At 31.8% G+C, this 563-nt stretch carries 1 protein-coding gene; it reads right to left on the bottom strand.

The features are described 5' to 3' along the window. Positions 1–32 precede the first annotated feature (32 nt). Positions 33–491, bottom strand: a complete 459-nt coding sequence (locus PAT3040_RS12855; protein WP_108992967.1) for a CDI toxin immunity protein — start codon at positions 489–491, stop codon at positions 33–35. Between the last annotated feature and the right edge of the window lie 72 nt (positions 492–563).

The following is a 563-nucleotide window of genomic DNA, read 5'->3' as shown; positions in this document are numbered from 1 at the left end:
CGACTCCCCCTGAATTGCAATCAAATGTGTATTCATTCTTTCATATTATTTGTTCTTATTATTCCATCGTGAAATATTTCAATTACATATTCATTATTCCTATATAACCAAACGTCTGGTGAAACAGCCATCACAATATCAATATGTTCTAGCACGTTATTTATTTTTGCTTTTATTACAGGATCGGATCCATGACTCCATAATATAAAACAAGTTTCATCTGTTTTAGCATATTGAGTTTTGAGTGTTGATAAATCAATCTCTTCACATTCATATAAATTCCATTCTACTCGTCCATAAAATGTAAACTTATATTCGTTCTCAAATGTCTTGTATATTTCAGTTGATTTCTCTTTACTGAAAACAAAGATACCATCACCTAGCGTGACAATGCATTCATCAAACAATTTGCTTGTATCTTTCATTTGATTTTTTAACTTTTGTCTTTCAAGTAAGGTTTGGAGTCTCGTCTTTCTTTCATTTTTGTCCATGAGTTAGCCCTCACAAGATATATTCATTTCGTCAATTTCCCATAACGTTTCGTATATTCACGACGTCCGACG

The organism is Paenibacillus agaridevorans (genome assembly GCF_003112455.1).
GTDB classification, from domain to species: domain Bacteria; phylum Bacillota; class Bacilli; order Paenibacillales; family Paenibacillaceae; genus Pristimantibacillus; species Pristimantibacillus agaridevorans.
The sequence above is the reverse complement of the archived record's forward strand: the minus strand, read 5'-3'. Positions and strand labels throughout refer to the sequence as shown.